General features: G+C 74.4%; 12 protein-coding genes. 9 read left to right on the plus strand and 3 right to left on the minus strand.

From position 1 onward, the window contains the following. Window positions 1–16 precede the first annotated feature (16 nt). On the minus strand, window positions 17–688 hold the full coding sequence (locus B9L22_RS07365; RefSeq protein ID WP_021483456.1) for an AIM24 family protein: 672 nt from the start codon (window positions 686–688) through the stop codon (window positions 17–19). A gap of 97 nt (window positions 689–785) precedes the next feature. Between B9L22_RS07365 and moaC the strand changes: the two genes are divergently transcribed. From moaC to B9L22_RS07385, 4 genes are read left to right on the plus strand one after another with little or no spacing between them, the layout of a single operon-like run. Then, on the plus strand, window positions 786–1,256 hold the full coding sequence (gene moaC / locus B9L22_RS07370; RefSeq protein ID WP_086150198.1) for a cyclic pyranopterin monophosphate synthase MoaC: 471 nt from the start codon (window positions 786–788) through the stop codon (window positions 1,254–1,256). Next, window positions 1,253–1,984 carry a molybdenum cofactor guanylyltransferase gene (locus tag B9L22_RS07375; RefSeq protein WP_233139842.1) on the plus strand — a complete coding sequence of 244 codons (732 nt, stop codon included), beginning with the start codon at window positions 1,253–1,255 and terminating at the stop codon, window positions 1,982–1,984. Before moaC ends, B9L22_RS07375 begins: the two co-directional genes overlap by 4 nt. Next, window positions 1,981–2,274 (plus strand): DUF6457 domain-containing protein, encoded by a 294-nt coding sequence (locus B9L22_RS07380; RefSeq protein WP_086149856.1) that lies wholly within the window; start codon window positions 1,981–1,983, stop codon window positions 2,272–2,274. Before B9L22_RS07375 ends, B9L22_RS07380 begins: the two co-directional genes overlap by 4 nt. Before the next feature lie 3 nt (window positions 2,275–2,277). Further along, entirely contained in the window at window positions 2,278–2,514 is a 237-nt protein-coding gene (locus B9L22_RS07385) for a MoaD/ThiS family protein (RefSeq protein ID WP_086149857.1), read from the plus strand. Between the two features lie 104 nt (window positions 2,515–2,618). Here B9L22_RS07385 and B9L22_RS07390 read toward each other — a convergent pair whose 3' ends face one another. Next, the gene (locus B9L22_RS07390) at window positions 2,619–3,128 is read right to left on the minus strand and encodes a molybdenum cofactor biosynthesis protein B (protein WP_198947247.1); all 510 of its coding nucleotides are present in this window, start codon (window positions 3,126–3,128) and stop codon (window positions 2,619–2,621) included. A 213-nt stretch (window positions 3,129–3,341) separates the two neighbouring features. Between B9L22_RS07390 and B9L22_RS07395 the strand changes: the two genes are divergently transcribed. The 5 genes from B9L22_RS07395 (at window position 3,342) to B9L22_RS07415 (ending at window position 11,494) form a co-directional block, all read left to right on the plus strand. Further along, a complete protein-coding gene (locus B9L22_RS07395) occupies window positions 3,342–7,298 on the plus strand; it encodes a nitrate reductase subunit alpha (RefSeq protein WP_233139843.1) in 3,957 nt (1,318 codons plus the stop codon). Window positions 7,299–7,353: 55 nt separating this feature from the next. Further along, window positions 7,354–9,258 carry a nitrate reductase subunit beta gene (gene narH / locus B9L22_RS07400; RefSeq protein ID WP_233139844.1) on the plus strand — a complete coding sequence of 635 codons (1,905 nt, stop codon included), beginning with the start codon at window positions 7,354–7,356 and terminating at the stop codon, window positions 9,256–9,258. Further along, on the plus strand, window positions 9,255–10,010 hold the full coding sequence (gene narJ, locus B9L22_RS07405; RefSeq protein ID WP_083711597.1) for a nitrate reductase molybdenum cofactor assembly chaperone: 756 nt from the start codon (window positions 9,255–9,257) through the stop codon (window positions 10,008–10,010). Before narH ends, narJ begins: the two co-directional genes overlap by 4 nt. Further along, window positions 10,007–10,765, plus strand: coding sequence for a respiratory nitrate reductase subunit gamma (gene narI, locus B9L22_RS07410; protein ID WP_198947248.1), 759 nt, complete (start codon window positions 10,007–10,009; stop codon window positions 10,763–10,765). Before narJ ends, narI begins: the two co-directional genes overlap by 4 nt. 153 nt (window positions 10,766–10,918) lie before the next feature. Continuing rightward, entirely contained in the window at window positions 10,919–11,494 is a 576-nt protein-coding gene (locus tag B9L22_RS07415; RefSeq protein WP_198947249.1) for a DoxX family membrane protein, read from the plus strand. 116 nt (window positions 11,495–11,610) lie between these two features. Here the strand turns inward: B9L22_RS07415 and B9L22_RS07420 are convergent, their stop codons facing one another. Next, window positions 11,611–12,099, minus strand: a complete 489-nt coding sequence (locus B9L22_RS07420; RefSeq protein WP_233139846.1) for a GNAT family N-acetyltransferase — start codon at window positions 12,097–12,099, stop codon at window positions 11,611–11,613. Window positions 12,100–12,129: the final 30 nt, after the last annotated feature.

A 12,129-nucleotide genomic window follows, 5' to 3' on the forward strand; every position in this document is an offset into this window, starting at 1 on the left:
CCGGGGCCGGCCGCGGTCACTTCGCCGGGGGCGGCGGGTGGCCCTCCGACGCCTGCACGACGACGAACCCGCGCCCCGAGAGCGCGAGCTGGTACGCCTCGCCGGAGCCGCGCCCGATCGCGGCCCCGAGCTTCGCCGTCTTGCGGATCGAGGACTGCAGCGACGTCGACCACAGCACCGCGGCCTGCATGTCGACGAAGGTGGGGACGTCGACGTCGAGCACGACGGGCGTGCCGAACGCGGTGACGGCCAGCGCCCCGGTCCCGGTGAACGTCGTGTTGAACAGGCCGCCGCTGAGCATCGACGCGCCCTCGACCCGGTTGATGTCCCACGCGAGCGAGCTCTCGAACGCGAGCACGTTCGCGCCGTTGACCGTCACGCCCTCGTCCTCCAGGTGGAGCACGAAGACCTGGTCCGCGTCCTGCGCGAGGAAGACGTCGCCGCTGCCCGAGACCTTCATGAGCGACATGCCCTCGCCCGTGAACGCCTTCTTGAACATCTTGCCGAGACCGCCGCTGCCCTCGTACGCGAAGTCGACGTCGCCCTGGTAGGCGACCATCGAGCCCTGCTTCGCGAAGAAGAACCCGCCCGTGCCGCGGAGGTCGACCTTGAGCATGCGGTCGTTCTGGAGCTGGAAGCTGCCGGGCTCGACGGAGCGCTCGGCGTGGTCGAGGAGTGAGCTGCGCATGGGTCGATCCTCGCGGTCGCGGGCCGCGAGCGCACCCGAGCCCGCGGCCGACCCCGAGCGTGGCGCCGCGCGCTGCCCCGCGTGCGAGAGTGGCGGCATGAGCTTCACGCACCTCGACGAGCGCGGGCACGCGCGCATGGTCGACGTCACCGCCAAGCAACCGACCGTCCGCTCCGCGACGGCGACCGGGACCGTGCGGTGCTCCCCGGACATCGTCGCCGCGCTGCGGGACGGGACCGTCCCCAAGGGCGACGTGCTCGCCGTCGCGCGCGTCGCCGGGATCGCTGCCGCGAAGCGGACGGCCGAACTCCTGCCGCTCGCGCACGTCATCGGGGTCCACGGGGCCGTCGTCGACCTCGTCGTGGGCGACCACGGCGTCGACGTCACCGCGACCGTCCGGACCGCGGACCGCACGGGCGTCGAGATGGAGGCCCTGACGGCCGTCGCCGTCGCGGGCCTCGCGGTCGTCGACATGGTCAAGGGCCTCGACAAGTCCGTCGAGCTCACGGACGTCCGTCTCGTCGCCAAGACCGGCGGCAAGTCCGGCGACTGGCACCGCGAACGGTGACGCCCCATCCCGACGACAGGTCGGCACCCGACGGCCCGGGTCGGCACCTCGAGCTGCCGATCCCCGCACGGGGTGCCGAACCGTCCCTCGCGTTCGACGCCGTCGTGCTGGCCGGGGGCCGGGCGGAGCGGCTCAGGACGCCCAAGCCCGGGCTCGTCGTCGGGGGTCGGCCGCTGCTGGAGCACGCGCTCGCGGCGACGGCGGGCGCGGGGCGGACGGTCGTCGTCGGGCCGGCGGAGCTCGCCGCCCCGGGGCGCTACGTCCGCACGCGCGAGGACCCGCCGTTCGGGGGGCCCGTCGCCGGGATCGCGGCCGGGCTCGCCGCCCTGCCCGACGACGGCCGCGCCCCCTGGGTGCTCGTGCTCGCGTGCGACGTCCCGCGGGCCGCGGAGGCGGTGCCCGCGCTGCTCGCCGCCGCCCGGCGCCGGAGCGGCGAGGTCGCCGTGCACGCGGTGCGCGACGGACGGGAGCAGTGGCTCGTCGGCCTGTACGAGCGCGCGGCGCTCGACGCCGCGCTCGCCGCGCTGCCGACCGTGCACGGCGCGTCGGTGCGGCGCCTGCTCGCCGGCCTGCCCGCGATCGGCGTGCCCGACGACACGGGCGCCACCGACGACGTGGACACGTGGGAGGATGCCCGCGAGCAGGAGCGCCGCCTGGCCGCAGGCGCGCCCGCGGTGCCCGGCGCCCCGCCCGCCGGCACCCCCGACGACGGCAGGAGGCCACGATGACGAACCTCGAACGCTGGGTCGACGCGCTCGCGCAGGACCTCGGCGTCGACCCGGAGGTCGTCGACATCGGCGCGGTCCTCGACCTCGCGCGCGACGCCGCGCACGGCATCGAGCGCCCCGCCGCGCCCCTCACCACGTTCGTCGCGGGCTACGTCGCCGGGCTCGCCGCGCACGACGGTTCGGGCCGCGGCGTGCAGGACGTGCTCGACCGGGCCGCCGAGCTCGCGCTCGCGTGGACGCCCGAGCCCGAGCTGCCCGGCACGGCGGCCCCGGCCGAGACGCAGGACTGAGAGATGGCGACCGTCCGCTACTTCGCCGGCGCGCGCGACGCCGCCGGCACCGAGTCCGAGACCGTCGACGCGACGACGGTCGGCGAACTGCACGCCGCGGTCGTCGCCCGGCACGCGGCGCTCGCCGACGTGCTCCCGCGCTGCTCGCTCCTCGTGGGAGGCGTCCGCGCGGCGGACGACGACACCCCGATAGCCGCCGACGAGACGGTCGACGTCCTCCCCCCTTTCGCCGGCGGCTGACCCCGCCCGGCTGCCCCGCCCCGTGCCGAGCAGGCGGTCCTGGCTCGTCACGGCCCCGGGACCCGCCACGACCGCCTGGTCGGCCCGCCGGGAGGGCCTGGTCGTCAGTGGTCGCCGCCGTCGAGCTGGGCGAGGACGTGCGGCAGGAGCGGCTCGAGGACAGCCCAGCCGTCGCGCACCCCGCCCGTGGAGCCGGGGAGGTTGACCACGAGCGCGCGCCCGTGCGGGCCGGGCGCGACCCCCGCGACGCCGCGGGACAGCACCGCCGCGGGGACGTGCTCCGCGCCGCGGCGACGCAGCTCCTCCGCGATGCCCGGGATCTCCTGCGCCAGCACCTCGCGGGTGCCCTCGGGCGTGAGGTCGCGCGGCCCGACGCCGGTCCCCCCGGTCGTGAGCACGACGCGCGCTCCCCCGGCCACCGCCCGGGCGACCGCGTCGCGGACGGGGGCGACGCCGTCGGGCACGAGGTCGGTGACGACCGCCCAGCCCGCCGCCGCGAGCAGCCCCGCGAGGAGCGGTCCCGAGCGGTCCTCCGCCTCGCCGCGCGAGCAGCGGTCGGACACGGTGACGACGGCGACGGTCGCGTCCGCGGGCCGTCCGGTGGGTGCGGTCATGGCGCCACGGTAGCGAGCCGGGCGGGGCGGGACCGCGGCGGGCGCTCGCCGCGCGCGATCCGGACGGTCTGGGCATAGTGGCTGTGGACCGACCGCCGCACCTGCTCGCCCAGGAGGCCTCATGTCGTACCTGTCCGTGCCGTCGTCGCTGCCGGCGCGCCGCCCCTGGTGGTGCCCGATGGTCCCCGCCGTCCCAGGGGCCGGGAGCGGGGCATGACGACGACGTCGGAGGGACCGGTCGAGGACGCGCTGCTGCGGCTCGGCAAGCACCTCAAGCGCGGGAAGGTCTCCGACGACCTGCGGCAGGTGTTCCTCACGGGCGGTCGCCAGGGCGACGTGTTCTACCGCGACCGCTGGTCCCACGACAAGGTCGTGCGCTCGACGCACGGCGTGAACTGCACCGGGTCGTGCTCGTGGAAGGTGTACGTCAAGGACGGCATCATCACGTGGGAGACGCAGCAGACCGACTACCCCTCCGTGGGACCGGACTCGCCCGAGTACGAGCCGCGCGGCTGCCCGCGCGGCGCCGCGTTCTCCTGGTACACCTACTCCCCCACGCGCGTGCGCTACCCCTACGTGCGCGGCGCGCTGCTCGACGCCTACCGCGCGGCCCGGGCCGCGACGGGCGACCCGGTGCTCGCGTGGCGGAAGGTCACGACCGACCCGGAGACCGCCCGCGCCTACAAGGCGGCGCGCGGCAAGGGCGGCCTCGTGCGCGCCACGTGGGACGAGGCGGCGGAGATCGTCGCCGCCGCGCACGTGCACACCATCGCGGCGTACGGGCCCGACCGCATCGCGGGGTTCTCCCCGATCCCGGCCATGTCGATGGTCTCCCACGGGGTCGGTGCGCGGTTCGTCCAGCTGCTCGGCGGCACCATGCTGTCGTTCTACGACTGGTACGCCGACCTGCCCGTCGCGTCCCCGCAGGTGTTCGGTGACCAGACCGACGTCCCGGAGTCGGCGGACTGGTGGAACTCGACGTACTGCATCATGTGGGGCTCGAACGTCCCCGTGACCCGCACGCCCGACGCCCACTTCATGACCGAGGCGCGCTACCGCGGTCAGAAGGTCGTCGTCGTGTCCCCCGACTACGCGGACAACACGAAGTTCGCCGACGAGTGGCTCGCCCCGCACCCGGGCACCGACGGCGCGCTCGCCCAGGCCATGGGCCACGTGATCCTCACGGAGCACTACGCGCAGCGCCGCACCCCGCAGTTCGCGCAGTACGCGGCCCGCTTCACGGACCTCCCCCACCTCGTCGTGCTCGACGAGCACGACGACGGCTCGGGGTCGGGCGCGACGTACGTGCCCGGCAAGTTCCTCACCGCGGCGGACCTGCCCGACGGCGTCGGGCGCCCCGGGGACGACGGCGCGGGCTCGGCGAACGCGCGTTTCAAGACCGTCGTGCTCGACGCGGACGGCACCCCGCGCGTCCCGCACGGGAGCCTCGGCCACCGCTACGGCGAGGCCGACGCCGGGCGGTGGAACCTCGACCTCGGTGACATCGACCCGCTGCTCTCGGTCGCCGACCCGCACGGCGTCTTCTGGGGTGCGCCCCAGGCCGCTCCCACCCGCGACTCGGTCCCCGACCGCCCGGTGTCGCCCGACCGCGGCTCTACCCCGGCGGACCCCGGCTCTACCCCGGCCGACCACGGCTCTACCCCGGCGGACCACGGCTCTACCCCGGCCGGGCTCTCGTACGAGACGGTCGCCGTCGGGCTGCCGCGGTTCGACCTCGAACCGGCCCCGGGCGACGACGCGGGCGCGCACCTGGGCGGTGCGGGCGTCGTCGTGCGCGGCGTGCCGGCGCGGCGCGTCGGCGGGCGGCTCGTCACGACGGTGCTCGACCTGCTGCTCGCGCAGTACGGCGTGAACCGGCCGGAGCTCGGCCTGCCGGGCGAGTGGCCCGCCGGCTACGACGACGACGCGACGCCTGCCACCCCGGCGTGGCAGGAAAGGTTCACGGGCGTCCCGGCCGCGGCCGCCGCACGCATCGGGCGCGAGTTCGCGCAGAACGCGCTCGACTCGGGCGGGCGCTCGATGATCATCATGGGCGCGGGGACGAACCACTGGTTCCACTCGGACACGATCTACCGCGCGATGCTCGCGCTGACCACCCTCACCGGCTGCCAGGGCGTCAACGGCGGCGGGTGGGCGCACTACGTGGGGCAGGAGAAGTGCCGCCCCGTCACGGGCTGGGCGCAGTACGCGGGCGGCCTCGACTGGTCGCGACCGCCGCGCCAGATGATCGGCACCGCGTTCTGGTACCTCGCGACCGACCAGTGGCGGTACGACGGCCTGCCCGCGGACGCGCTCGCGTCGCCGCTCGCGCAGGGCCAGTTCTCCGGGCGCACGACGGCGGACACGCTCGTCGAGTCCGCGCAGCGCGGCTGGATGCCGAGCTACCCGACGTTCGACCGCAACCCGCTCGACCTCGTGGACGAGGCCCGCGCGGCGGGCAAGGAGCCGGCGCAGCACGTCGTCGACGAGCTCAAGGCCGGGAACCTGCGGTTCGCGTGCGAGGACCCCGACGACCCCGCGAACTTCCCGCGCGTCGTCACGGTGTGGCGCGCGAACATCCTCGGGTCGTCGGGCAAGGGCAACGAGTACTTCCTCCAGCACCTCCTGGGGACGGACGCCGCGGTCAACGCCGCGGAGTCCGGCCCCGAGCGGCGCCCGCGGTCGATGACGTGGCGCGAGGAGGCGCCGCGCGGCAAGCTCGACCTGCTCGTCACGCTCGACTTCCGGATGACGTCGACGACGCTGTTCTCGGACGTCGTGCTCCCCGCCGCGACCTGGTACGAGAAGCACGACCTGTCCTCGACGGACATGCACCCGTTCGTGCACTCGTTCAACCCGGCGATCGACCCGCCGTGGCAGACGCGCACGGACTTCGACATCTTCCACACCGTCGCGGCGAAGGTCTCCGAGCTCGCGGTGACGCACCTCGGGGTGCGGGAGGACCTCGTCGCCGCCCCGCTCGCGCACGACACCCCGGACGAGATGGCCGTCCCGCACGGCGCGCTCACCGACTCGGGGCGGCCCGTGACGGAGCGCGAGCTCGTGCCGGGCGTGACGATGCCGAAGCTCGTCGTCGTCGAGCGCGACTACCCGGCGTTCGCCGCGCGCATGGCCGCGCTCGGCCCTCTCACCGAGAAGGCGGGCATGGCGACCAAGGGCGTGCAGTTCTCGCCCGGGCCGGAGGTCGCGGACCTCGGCCGGCGCAACGGGCTCGTGCCCGACGGCCCCGCCGCCGGTCGTCCGCGCCTCGACCGCGACACGCACGCGTGCGAGATGATCCTCGCCCTCTCGGGGACGACGAACGGTCGCCTCGCCGTGCAGGGGTTCGAGCACGTCGAGCGCCGCACGGGCACGCCCCTGGCGGACCTCGCCCGCGACGAGCAGGGCAAGCGCGTGACGTTCCCGGACGTCCAGTCCCGCCCGACCCCGGTCATCACCTCGCCCGAGTGGTCGGGCTCGGAGCACGGCGGGCGCCGGTACTCGGCGTTCGTCGTCAACGTGGAGCGGCTCAAGCCGTGGCACACCCTCACGGGTCGGCAGCACTTCTACCTCGACCACGACTGGATGATCGAGCTCGGCGAGCACCTGCCGGTGTTCCGGCCGCCGCTCGACATGCACCGGCTGTTCGGCGACTCGCCCGTCGTGGGCGACACCTCGCCGTCGGGCTACCCGGGGTCCGCCGGGCACGCGGAGGTCGCGGTGCGGTACCTGACCCCGCACAACAAGTGGGCGATCCACTCGGAGTACCAGGACAACCTCTTCATGCTGTCGCTCTCGCGCGGCGGGCCCGGCATCTGGATGAGCCCGGCCGACGCGGCCAAGATCGGCGTCGCGGACAACGAGTGGATCGAGGCGTACAACCGCAACGGCGTCGTGGTGGCGCGCGCGATCGTCAGCCACCGGATGCCCGAGGGCACGGTCTACATGTTCCACGCGACCGACCGCACGATCGACGTCCCGCTCGCCGAGACGTCGGGCCTGCGCGGCGGGATCCACAACTCGCTGACGCGCATCCTGCTCAAGCCGACGCACCTCGCGGGCGGGTACGCCCAGCTCTCGTACGCGTTCAACTACCTCGGGCCCACGGGGAACCAGCGCGACGAGATGACGGTCGTCCGGCGTCGGAGCCAAGAGGTGCGGTACTCGTGACGCGGACGGGCACAGCAGGCGGCCTCGGGCCGACGGGCCGGGAGGGGGTGGCGTCGTGCGGGTGATGGCGCAGATGTCGATGGTCATGAACCTCGACAAGTGCATCGGGTGCCACACGTGCTCGGTGACGTGCAAGCAGGCGTGGACGAACCGCACGGGTGTGGAGTACGTGTGGTTCAACAACGTCGAGACCCGTCCCGGGCTCGGGTACCCGCGCACCTACCAGGACCAGGAGCGCTGGCAGGGCGGCTGGGTCCGGACGAAGAAGGGCCGGCTCAAGCTCCGCGCCGGGGGCCGCCTGAAGAAGCTCGCGACGATCTTCTCCAACCCGAAGCTCCCCTCGATCCACGACTACTACGAGCCGTGGACCTACGAGTACGACATGCTGCTCTCGTCGCCGCAGGGGCAGCACACGCCCGTCGCCCGGCCGAAGTCGCTGCTCACGGGCGGTGACATCAACATCTCCTGGTCCGCGAACTGGGACGACGACCTCGGCGGCTCGACCGCGACCATGCAGGACGACCCCGTGCTCCAGCACATGTCGGAGCACGTCGCCACCGAGCTCGACAAGACGTTCATGTTCTACCTGCCGCGCATCTGCGAGCACTGCCTCAACCCGGCGTGCGTCGCGTCGTGCCCGTCGGGCGCCATGTACAAGCGGGCCGAGGACGGCATCGTGCTGGTCGACCAGGACCAGTGCCGGGGCTGGCGCATGTGCGTGACCGGGTGCCCGTACAAGAAGGTCTACTTCAACCACAAGACCGGCAAGGCCGAGAAGTGCACGCTCTGCTACCCGCGCATCGAGGTCGGCCTGCCGACCGTGTGCTCGGAGACGTGCGTCGGGCGCCTGCGCTACCTCGGCCTCGTCCTCTACGACGCCGACAAGGTCACCGAGGCCGCGAGCGTGGAGGACGAGCACGAGCTCCTCGCCTCGCAGCGCGCCGTCTTCCTCGACCCGCACGACCCGGAGGTCGTGGCCGCCGCACGTGCCGAGGGCATCCCCGACGACTGGATCACGGCCGCCCAGCGCTCGCCGATCTGGGACCTGATCTCGCGCTACGAGGTCGCGCTGCCCCTGCACCCCGAGTACCGCACGCTGCCGATGGTCTGGTACATCCCGCCGCTGTCCCCCGTCGTCGACGTCGTCGCCGCCTCCGGGAACGACGGCGAGGACGGGCGCACGCTGTTCGCCGCGATCTCGAAGATGCGCATCCCGCTCGAGTACCTCGCCGGACTGTTCACGGCGGGCGACACCGCCCCGGTGGAGCGCGTGCTGCGCCGTCTGGCCGCCATGCGGTCGTACATGCGCGACATCAACCTCGGCCGGGAGGCCGACGAGCGGACCGCGGCCGCGGTCGGCATGACCGGTGGCCAGGTCGAGGAGATGTACCGCCTGCTCGCCGTCGCGAAGTACGAGGACCGGTACGTCATCCCGACCGCGCACACCGAGATCGCGCGCGAGCTCGACGAGCTGTCCTGCTCCCTCGACTACGACGGCGGCCCCGGCATGGGCGGCATGGGCCTCACGGGCGGCGGACCGTTCGGCGAGACGTCGGGCAGCCCGGTGCCGGTCGCGGTCGAGAACTTCCACGTGCTCCAGGCGCGGCAGACGGCGGACTCGCCCTACGGGCCGTCGACACCCGGCCGCGTCAACCTCCTCAACTGGGACGGGAACGGCCGACCGCCCGGCCTCTTCCCGCCGGACGAGGGGCCGGAGCCGGGCGACGTGTCGGGCGCACCCGGCGGCGTCACGCCGGGCGGCCCGGGCTCGCTGCCGGGCGGGCGCCAGGACGCGCGGCACGACACGATCCCCGGCCCCCCGCCGCCCGGTGGACCGGGGCACGGCGGTCCGGCGGGCGGTCCGGCGGGCGGTCCGGCGGGCGGTCCCGCGGGCGGTCCCGCGGGCGGCCCCGCGCCTGCGAGCGGCCCCGGCGTCGAGCCCGACGGGGGCACCCGATGAGGGCGCGCTCCCTGCTCCCGACCCCCGCGCTGCGGCCCGGGGCACGACCTCGGGGGCCGCAGCCCGACCACCTGGCCCCCGTCGCGACGTCGGCCGCCCAACGCCGTACGGCCCACATGGCCGCGTCGCTGCTGCTCGCCTATCCCGACGAGGACGTGCTCGGCGCGGTCGACGCCGTCCGCGCGTCCGCCCCGGGCCTGCCCGGCCCCGTCCGCGAGCGCCTGGAAGACTTCTGCGACGTGCTCACGACGCCGGGCGGGCCGGGCCTGCGCGAGCTCCAGGCGCGGTACGTGGCGACGTTCGACCTCAAGCGGAAGTGCTCGATGTACCTCTCGTACTACGCGGCGGGCGACACCCGCCGGCGCGGGACGGCGCTCGTCGCGTTCGTCGAGGCGTACCGCGCGGCCGGGTGGGAGGTCACGGGATCGGAGCTCCCCGACTACCTGCCGACGGTGCTCGAGTTCTCGGCGCGGACCACGGGCGACGACGCGACGATCGCGGCCGGTCTGCTCGCGTCCCACCGCGACGGCATCGAGGTGCTGCGCACGGCGCTCGAGAGCGCGCGCAGCCCCTGGACCGGGGTCGTCGAGGCCGTGTGCCTCACGCTGCCGCCGCTCGACGAGCGCACGCAGCAGCGGTACGTCGAGCTCGTGACGGCGGGGCCGCCCGCCGAGCTCGTGGGCATGGAGCCCTTCGCGCTCGAGCCGTACGGCACGGGCGCGCCCGACCGGACGGGAGGTGCGGTGCGATGAGCGGGGTGAGCACCGGAGAGGTCCTGCTGTGGGTCGTGTTCCCGTACGTGACGTTCGCGGTGTTCGTCGTGGGCTCGATCTGGCGGTACCGGTACGACAAGTTCGGGTGGACGACGCGGTCGAGCGAGCTCTACGAGAAGCGGCTGCTGCGGCTCGGCTCGCCGCTCTTCCACTTCGGCCTGCTGTTCGTGATCCTCGGGCACCTGATGGGGCTCGTGATCCCGGAGTCGTGGACGGAGGCGGTGGGGATCCAGGAGGTCGCGTACCACTTCGTCGCGACGTACATGGGGTCGGTCGCGGCCGTCGTGCTCGTCGCGGGCCTGCTCATCCTCGTCTACCGCCGCCGCACGTCCGGGCCCGTCTTCCGCGCGACGACGCGCATGGACAAGACGATGTACGTGTTCCTCGGGGCGTCGATCCTGCTCGGGTCGTGGGCCACGGTGCAGACGCAGCTCCTCGCCGACGGCCTCGGGTACGACTACCGCCAGACCATCTCGCCGTGGTTCCGCTCGCTCTGGTACCTCCAGCCCCAGCCGGAGCTCATGGCGGGCGTGCCCGCGGCGTTCCAGCTCCACATCGTCGCGGCGAACCTGCTGTTCATCCTCTGGCCGTTCACGCGGCTCGTGCACGCGTTCTCCGCCCCGGTGCCGTACCTGTTCCGCCCGTACGTCGTGTACCGCTCGCGCGACGCGTCGGTCGCCGCGCGCGCCCCGCGCCCGGGCTGGGACCCCTCGGAGCGCCCGCGCTCGCGCTGACCCCGGAGGCCCGGTCCGGCCGGTCCGGATAGTCCGGGTCGAGGCCCGTCGGCGGGTGAATTCGGTCCGACGCCGTCCACAGGACGCCCCGCGACGCCCTCCTTCCCGGGGCGGTCAATCCCGACCGCGACCGTCCCTGGAAGAGGTTCCCGCATGTCCACCACCGCCCCGACGACCGCCGGTCGTCCCCGCGCCACCCGCCCGTCCGCGCCGTCGGCGGCACACGCCACGCCCGCCCGCCGCCGTCGCGCCACCCTCGTGCCCGCACGTCTCGAGGGCCGGGCGGACGCCGCCCTCGCCGCGACCGCGCGCGTCCTCACCCGCTGGTCCGTGCCCGCCCTGCGTGTCGCCCTCGGCCTCGTGTTCCTCGGCTTCGGCGTCCTCAAGTTCTTCCCCGGCGCGAGCCCGGCGGAGGCGATCGCCGCCCGGACCGTCGAGACGCTCACGCTCGGCCTCGTGAGCGGGACCACGGCCGTGGTGCTCACCGCGGTCCTGGAGACGTTCATCGGCCTGACGCTCCTCACCGGCCGGCTGCTCCGCGCGGGCCTGCTCGCGCTCGCCGTCGCGCTGGCCGGGATCCTCTCGCCGATCGTGCTGTTCGGCGGCGAGCTGTTCGGCCACGGCATGACCCTGATGGGCCAGTACGTGCTCAAGGACCTCGTCCTCGTGGCCGGGGCGGCCGTCGTCGCCGCCGTCGCGCTCGGGGCCCGCCTGCGCCTCGACGCGTGACGCGTGGCGCTCCCCCGCCACCGCACGGTCGCGAGGTAGAGCCCCCGGTCGTGACGTAGAACGCGGCGGGCTCTACCTCGCGACCGGAGGTTCTACCTCGGTGCAGGGCGGCCCCGTCAGGCGAGCGAGAGCGTCAGGTACGTGCTGTTCGGGTCGTCGGTGTAGTCGGCGAACGGCCCGCACGGCACGAACCCGTGGCGCGCGTAGAGCCGTCGCGCCGCCGCGAAGTAGTCCTCGGTGCCCGTCTCCAGGCTCACGCGGTCCAGACCGCGGTCGCGTGCGGCGTCGAGCAGGTGCGCGAGGACCGTGGCGGCGACGCCCCGGCCCCGCGCGGCCGCCGTCGTGCGCATGGACTTGAGCTCACCCAGCGTCGCGTCGTGCTGCTTGAGCGCGCCGCACCCGAGGAGCCCGCCGTCCGCGGACCGCGCGGTGACGAACGTGATGTCCGGCGCGCGCAGGCGCTCGACGTCGAGCGCGTGCACGCTCTCGGGCGGCGACGTCGCGTACATGTCGTCCAGGTGCTCCTGCAGCAGCGCCAGCACGTCGGGGGTCGTCGGGTCCTCCACGACGACGCGCACGTCGTCCCGGGTGGTCGTCTCGCTCACGCGTCGAGGGTGCCACACCGGTCGATACCG

The sequence above is a fragment of the Cellulosimicrobium sp. KWT-B genome (genome assembly GCF_002127155.1).
Lineage (GTDB): Bacteria > Actinomycetota > Actinomycetes > Actinomycetales > Cellulomonadaceae > Cellulosimicrobium > Cellulosimicrobium funkei.

What these genes read in the sequence shown, in the direction of transcription:
- B9L22_RS07365 (WP_021483456.1), bottom strand. Translation starts at nt 688, where the DNA reads ATGCGCAGCTCACTCCTCGACCACGCCGAGCGCTCCGTCGAGCCCGGC.
- moaC (WP_086150198.1), top strand. Translation starts at nt 786, where the DNA reads ATGAGCTTCACGCACCTCGACGAGCGCGGGCACGCGCGCATGGTCGAC.
- B9L22_RS07380 (WP_086149856.1), top strand. Translation starts at nt 1,981, where the DNA reads ATGACGAACCTCGAACGCTGGGTCGACGCGCTCGCGCAGGACCTCGGC.
- B9L22_RS07385 (WP_086149857.1), top strand. Translation starts at nt 2,278, where the DNA reads ATGGCGACCGTCCGCTACTTCGCCGGCGCGCGCGACGCCGCCGGCACC.
- B9L22_RS07390 (WP_198947247.1), bottom strand. Translation starts at nt 3,128, where the DNA reads ATGACCGCACCCACCGGACGGCCCGCGGACGCGACCGTCGCCGTCGTC.
- B9L22_RS07395 (WP_233139843.1), top strand. Translation starts at nt 3,342, where the DNA reads ATGACGACGACGTCGGAGGGACCGGTCGAGGACGCGCTGCTGCGGCTC.
- narJ (WP_083711597.1), top strand. Translation starts at nt 9,255, where the DNA reads ATGAGGGCGCGCTCCCTGCTCCCGACCCCCGCGCTGCGGCCCGGGGCA.
- narI (WP_198947248.1), top strand. Translation starts at nt 10,007, where the DNA reads ATGAGCGGGGTGAGCACCGGAGAGGTCCTGCTGTGGGTCGTGTTCCCG.
- B9L22_RS07415 (WP_198947249.1), top strand. Translation starts at nt 10,919, where the DNA reads ATGTCCACCACCGCCCCGACGACCGCCGGTCGTCCCCGCGCCACCCGC.